The 6,066-nt window shown below is 67.0% G+C and carries 5 protein-coding genes; 1 reads left to right on the top strand and 4 read right to left on the bottom strand.

Features of this window, described 5'->3' with window-relative positions:
- Nucleotides 1-5 precede the first annotated feature (5 nt).
- Both hrpA and AC1DHD_RS00215 read right to left on the bottom strand, forming a co-directional pair.
- Nucleotides 6-4,013: an ATP-dependent RNA helicase HrpA gene (hrpA, locus tag AC1DHD_RS00210; RefSeq protein ID WP_476877745.1), complete on the bottom strand. Its 4,008-nt coding sequence runs from the start codon at nt 4,011-4,013 to the stop codon at nt 6-8.
- A 109-nt stretch (nt 4,014-4,122) separates the two neighbouring features.
- A complete protein-coding gene (locus AC1DHD_RS00215; protein ID WP_476877746.1) occupies nt 4,123-4,290 on the bottom strand; it encodes a hypothetical protein in 168 nt (55 codons plus the stop codon).
- Between the two features lie 81 nt (nt 4,291-4,371).
- Here AC1DHD_RS00215 and AC1DHD_RS00220 point away from each other — a divergent pair, with 81 nt between their 5' ends.
- Nucleotides 4,372-5,337 carry a GlxA family transcriptional regulator gene (locus AC1DHD_RS00220; RefSeq protein WP_476877747.1) on the top strand — a complete coding sequence of 322 codons (966 nt, stop codon included), beginning with the start codon at nt 4,372-4,374 and terminating at the stop codon, nt 5,335-5,337.
- Nucleotides 5,338-5,365: 28 nt separating this feature from the next.
- Here AC1DHD_RS00220 and AC1DHD_RS00225 read toward each other — a convergent pair whose 3' ends face one another.
- Nucleotides 5,366-5,653, bottom strand: coding sequence for a protealysin inhibitor emfourin (locus AC1DHD_RS00225; protein WP_476877748.1), 288 nt, complete (start codon nt 5,651-5,653; stop codon nt 5,366-5,368).
- A gap of 50 nt (nt 5,654-5,703) precedes the next feature.
- On the bottom strand, nt 5,704-6,066 hold a 363-nt coding region (locus AC1DHD_RS00230), incomplete at its 5' end, for a M4 family metallopeptidase (protein WP_476877749.1).

Genomic DNA, 6,066 nt, shown 5'->3' on the forward strand with positions numbered 1-6,066 from the left:
AGCCGCTAGGCCGGTGCCAGGGCCTTGTTCAGCACTGTCCGGATCCGCTTTTCGGAGACCGAATAGGCGGTGCCGAGTTCGACGGCGAAGAGGCTCACCCTGAGTTCTTCGATCATCCAGCGGACCTGGGTTAACTCGGTGCCCAGGCGCCGGCCCGGCAGCAGCGCCGAGACGGCGTCGTCGTAATCGTCCTCCAGGGCCTGGACGGCTGCCATGTGTTGGGCGTCGCGCTGGACGTTCCCGGGAAGCTTCTCCAGGCGCTTTTCGATGGCTGCGAGGTAGCGCGGCAGCTGGCTGAGCTGGGCGTAACCCGTGCGTGCCACAAAGCCGGGGAAGACCAGCTGTTCCAGCTGGCTTTTCACGTCATTGAGCGCGCTGATCAGGGCCAGGCTGGTGGTCCCCTTAAGCTGTTTTTCGATCCTCCGCGTGCTCGCCAGGACGCGTTCGACGACGACGGTCACCGTGAAGACCGTATCGATCAGCTCGGCCCGGACCAGTTCGTACAGGTCCTTGAATGACGCCTCGTCCCAGGGCAGGGCCTCCGGCGTGAGCTTGTCGATCGCTGCCAGGGAGCAGTCCGCGATGAGGGCGGACACGGAGCCATGCGGGTTTTGGCTGAACGTCAATTTCTCGGTGTTGTTCAGGTGCTCCAGGACATAGCGGTCCGGCGGCGGCACCTTCAGGGCGAGCAGCCGGATGACCCCGCCCCGCATGGCCTGTTCCTGCTCGGACGTGGTCTGGAACAGCCGCAACGCCACGGACGTACCCTCGTCCACCAGCGCCGGGTAGCCGGTGACTGTGTGACCCTTGACGGTGCCCTGTACCTGGCGCTGGACGGTCCCGAAGGTCCAGTCCTTCAGCCCGGACAGTTCAGTGAATCCGGCGGGGCCGGCAGCCTGGCGTGCCGGCGCGGCGTCAGGCGCAGCGTTCTTGCCGTCCCTCTGTCCATTGCCACGGTTACCGGACTTGGCCCCCACTGTGGAGGGCGTGGCGCCGAGGGACTCGGCAATGGCGCGGCGGGTGGCGGGGGCCAGCTTCTCCTGCAGGGCGGCGAGGTCTTTGCCTTCGTCCAGGACCTTGCCGCTGGAGTCGACCACGCGGAAGCTGACCCGCAGGTGGGCCGGCACGGCGTCCCAGTTCCAGGACCCCGCCGGGATGACCTGGCCGCGGATCCGGCGCAGCACCAGTTCCAGTGACGGCTCGAGTTCATCGGCGGCGGGATCGAAGTCGGCTTCGAGGGCTGCGACGGCCTGCCGTGCGACGTCGGGAGCCGGGACGAAGTTCTTCCGGACCTGCTTGGGCAGGGACTTGATCAGGGCCGTCACCAGCTCCACCCGCTGGCCGGGAATCAGCCAGCGGAATGCGGCGTCGTCCAGCTGGTTCAGGAACAGGACGGGGACTTCGGCTGTGACRCCGTCGGACGGATTCGGTGGCGAGCCCGGAGCCACCGGATGGAACTCGTAGCTCAGCGGCAGGTCGAAGCCCTTGTGCTGCCAGATCTTCGGGTAGGCCGAGTCATCCAGGGCGTCGGCGTCCTCGCTGATGAGCAGCGACTGGTCAAAGTCCAGCAGCGCGGGGTCCTGCTGGCGTGCTTCCTTCCACCACTTGTCGAAGTGGCGTTCGGACACTACGTCCTTGCCGACGCGGGCGTCGTAGAACCCGAACAGAGCCTCATCGTCCACGAGGATGTCCCGGCGGCGCATCCGGGCCTCAAGCTCCTCGACTTCCTGCAGCAGGGCACGGTTGCGGTGGAAGAACTTATGGTGGGTCTGCCAGTCACCCTCAACCAGGGCATGCCGGATGAATAACTCGCGGGACAGCTCCGGATCCACCCGCCCGTAGTTAACCCGCCTGCTGGGGATGATCGGCACGCCGTACAGCGTGACTTTCTCATGGGCCATCACCGAGCCCATCTTCTTGGACCAGTGCGGCTCGCTGTAGCTGCGTTTGACCAGGTCGGGCGCCACCTGCTCGGCCCAGAGGGGATCGAATTTCGCGGCTACCCGGGCCCAGAGCCTGCTCGTTTCCACCAGCTCGGCGGCCATCACAAAGGTGGGGGATTCCTTGAATAGGGCGGAGCCGGGGAAGATCGCGAACCGGCTGCCGCGGGCGCCGGCGTACTCGCGTTTGCGTTCGTCGAGGATACCGATGTGGCTCAGCAGGCCCGAGAGCAGGCTGATATGGATGCCTTCGTGGTTGCCCACGGGATCGGTGAGCCGTTTGTTGTCGAGGCTGATGCCCAGCGGCCGGGCGAGCTGGCGCAGCTGGGCAAAGAGGTCCTGCCACTCCCGGACGCGCAGGTAGTTGATGAACTCGGTGCGGCACAGCCGGCGGAAAGCGGTGGAGGAGAGCTCCTGCTGCTTCTCCTGCAGGTAGTTCCACAGGTTCAGGTAGCCCGTGAAATCGGAGTTCTCGTCCCGGAACCGCGCGTGTTTCTCCGCGGCGAGCTGCTGCTTGTCGGTCGGGCGCTCGCGCGGGTCCTGGATGGTCAGCGCAGCGGCCAGGATCATGACCTCGCGGACGCAGCCACGCTTCCCGGACTCGACGATCATCCGGCCCAGCCGCGGATCCACCGGGAGTTGGGCCAGCTGCTGTCCGACGGCGGTCAGCCCGCCGCCGTTGCGGTTGTTGCGGTTGGTCCCGCCGTTCCGGCCGCCGCGCGCGCCGGCGTCGCCCGCGGGCTCCTGGCTGCGGACGGCATTCAGGGCGCCGAGCTCGCGCAGGAGGGAGACGCCGTCGTTGATGGCGCGGGAATCCGGCGGCTCAACGAACGGGAAGTTCTCCACGTCCTTGGGTCCCCGGGCCACGCCCATGGCGGTCATCTGCAGGATGACGGCGGCGAGGTTGGTGCGGAGGATTTCCGGATCGGTGAACTGCGGGCGGGACTCGAAGTCTTCCTCGGAGTAGAGCCGGATGGCGATGCCGTCGGAGACGCGCCCGCACCGGCCGGAGCGCTGGTTGGCCGAGGCCTGGGAGACCCGTTCGATGGGCAGGCGCTGGACCTTGGTCCGGTGCGAGTACCGCGAAATGCGGGCGGTGCCGGTGTCGATGACGTACTTGATGCCGGGAACAGTGAGCGAGGTTTCGGCGACGTTGGTGGCCAGGACAATCCGGCGCTTGCTGCCGGGGTGAAACACCTTGTGCTGTTCCTGGAGGCTCAGGCGGGCGAAGAGCGGCAGCACTTCGGTGCCGGCGAGCCGCCGGTTGGCCTGGATCCGGGCGTTGAGCGCCTCCGCGGCGTCCCGGATCTCGCGCTCGCCGGAGAAGAAGATGAGGATGTCGCCGGGGGCCTCCGTGGCGAGCTCGTCGACGGCGTCGCACACGGCGTCCAGCGGGTCGCGGTCTTCCTCGAGTTCGTCGTCGGAACCCTCGCCGTCACCATCGGCGCCTGGACCACCGGCCGGCTGGGACAGCGGACGGTAGCGGATTTCCACCGGGAATGTCCGGCCGGACACTTCGATGATGGGGGAGGGGTCCTCCTCGCTGCCGAAGTGCTTGGCGAAGCGCTCCGGATCGATGGTGGCCGAGGTGATGATGATCTTCAGGTCCGGGCGCTGGGGCAGGATGCRCTTCAGGTAGCCGAGGATGAAGTCGATGTTGAGGCTGCGTTCGTGGGCCTCGTCGATGATGATCGCGTTGTATTTGCGCAGCAGCTTGTCGCGCTGGATCTCGGCCAGCAGGATGCCGTCGGTCATCAGCTTGACCTTGGTGGAGCGGCTGACCTCGCCGGTGAAGCGGACCTGGAAACCGACTTCCTGGCCGATCTCCACACCAAGTTCCTCGGCAATGCGCTCAGCCACGGTCCGGGCGGCGAGCCGCCGGGGCTGCGTGTGTCCGATCAGGCCGTTCTCGCCCAGTCCGAGCTCCAGGCACATCTTGGGGATCTGGGTGGTCTTACCGGAGCCCGTCTCGCCGGCGATGATGGTCACCTGGTTCGCGGCGATGGCGGCCATCAGGTCCTCGCGCCGTTCGGAGACCGGCAGATCGGCGGGGTAGGAGATATGCAGTGTCATGGCTGAAAACAGTCTACTGTCCGCCGCGCCGGGCAGAGAGTTGCCCGGTCCCTGGCGGGGCCGGGCAGCAGGTGGGGTTGGTGATTGGGGGTGCGGGGCGCCCTGCGGGCTAGAAGAACCGCAGGCTGTAGCTGGTGCTGGGAAGGTCGTGGGCCATCCAGTACTCTTCCGAACGGACAGGGGGATTGTGGCCGAGCCCGTCCTTCCGGAGGCTCCGGAGGGTGGCGGCCACGGCGGCGAGGACCAGGATGATGAGGGCAATTCCGATGAGTTCCATACCTCCATGGTTCTCCGGTACTGGATCCAAAAAAAGTGGCAGAAACGACCAAAAAACTATAATTTCTGCCACACTGGATACATGATCAAATCAGTGGCAATGATTGTGGTTCCCAACTTCTCGGTCTTCGAATTCGGGACCGCTTTCGAGGTGTTCGGCGTGGACCGGTCGGACCGCGGATCCGGGGTCCCCGCCTTTGATTTCCGGGTCTGCACGCCGGAGCCCGGGGATGTGCCCATGAAGTCGGGGCTGTCCATGCACGTGCCGCTCGGACTGGCGGCGGCCGCGGACGCGGACCTGGTCATCATGACTCCGTTCGGCAAGGACTCCGATGTGGCGGAGTCCGTGCTGGAGGCGCTGCGGGCCGCGCACGCACGCGGGGCCTGGGTCATGTCGATCTGCTCCGGGGCCTTTGCGCTGGCCCGGGCGGGCCTGCTGGATGGCCGCCGCTGCACCACCCACTGGCACTACTCGCAGGAGCTCGCCAGCCGGTACCCGGCGGCGCTTGTGGACGAAAACGTGCTCTACGTCCAGGACGGCCGAATCATCACCAGCGCCGGAACGGCCGCGGGAATCGACGCCAGCCTGCATCTGGTCCGGGTGGAACTGGGCGCCAACGTCGCAGCCAGCATCGCGCGCGACATGGTGGTTCCGCCGCACCGCGACGGAGGGCAGGCGCAGTTCATTGACCGCCCGATGCCGCGCTGCGGATCCCAGCCGATGGAGGAACTCCTGCGCTGGATGGTCCGGAACCTGGACGAGGACCACTCCGTCAATGAACTCGCCGCGCGCGTGCATATGTCCCCGCGGACGTTCGCCCGCCGTTTCCGTGCCGAGACCGGCGCCACGCCGGCCGCCTGGCTGAACTCCCAACGGGTCCTCCGCGCCCAGGAACTCCTGGAAACGACCGACCTCAATATTGACGAGATCGCCCGCGAATCCGGGTTCGGCCACTCAGTGCTGCTCCGCCACCACTTCGCCAAGGTGCTCGACACCAGCCCGCAGTCATACCGGCGCACCTTCCGCGGGCACCTGGCGGCGGTCTAGGTCCCTCTGACCTGGTGCTAGGCCTCTATCAAGCCTCGTCCGGCGGCACGTCGCCGGCGGAAGCCCGGGCACAGTCAACCAGGGCACGCCAGGGTCCGGTGACGTGCCGCTCGGGCAGGGTGGCGCGGCGCTGGCCGGCACGGATCCGGTAAACGAAGCGGTCGGGCTGTCCGGTGTCGTCCCCGGGCAGGTTGTCCCACGGGCAGGCTTCGATGAGGCCCTGCCACTGGTCCAGGGCGTCGGGAGTCTCCGGCTGCACGCTCCAGACACGCTGGATCCCGGCTACGCCGCCGCTGCGCTGAACCGTGATCTTCATGGGTGTCTCTCCACCGGGACTCGTCGTCGTGCTCGGTCGGCACGTGCCGCTTACAGCCTCACTTTCACAGTTTCCCACGCCTTCCGGACGGCGTCATGCTCTGCCGACTCCGCACCGAAGAGCTCCTGGGCGGAGGCCGCCGTGGCCTTGGCGAAGGCACTGAACGTGGCAGTGGGCTTCAGCGAACCTCCGGTCAGGGTCTCGTACCAGATCCGCCCGGGGGTTTCCCAGGCGTTTCCTCCGATAGCCGCCGCCACAAGGTAGAACGCGCGGTTCGGGATCCCGGAGTTAAGGTGCACCCCGCCGTTGTCCGAACTGGTGCGGACATAGGAATCCATCGAGTCCGGCTGCGGATCCTTGCCGAGCACGTCGTCGTCGTACGCGGTCCCGGGCGCCTTCATGGAGCGCAGGGC

It is taken from the genome of Arthrobacter sp. 05L45_2 (genome assembly GCF_056397525.1).

What these genes read in the sequence shown, in the direction of transcription:
- AC1DHD_RS00215 (WP_476877746.1), bottom strand. Translation starts at nt 4,290, where the DNA reads ATGGAACTCATCGGAATTGCCCTCATCATCCTGGTCCTCGCCGCCGTG.
- AC1DHD_RS00220 (WP_476877747.1), top strand. Translation starts at nt 4,372, where the DNA reads ATGATCAAATCAGTGGCAATGATTGTGGTTCCCAACTTCTCGGTCTTC.
- AC1DHD_RS00225 (WP_476877748.1), bottom strand. Translation starts at nt 5,653, where the DNA reads ATGAAGATCACGGTTCAGCGCAGCGGCGGCGTAGCCGGGATCCAGCGT.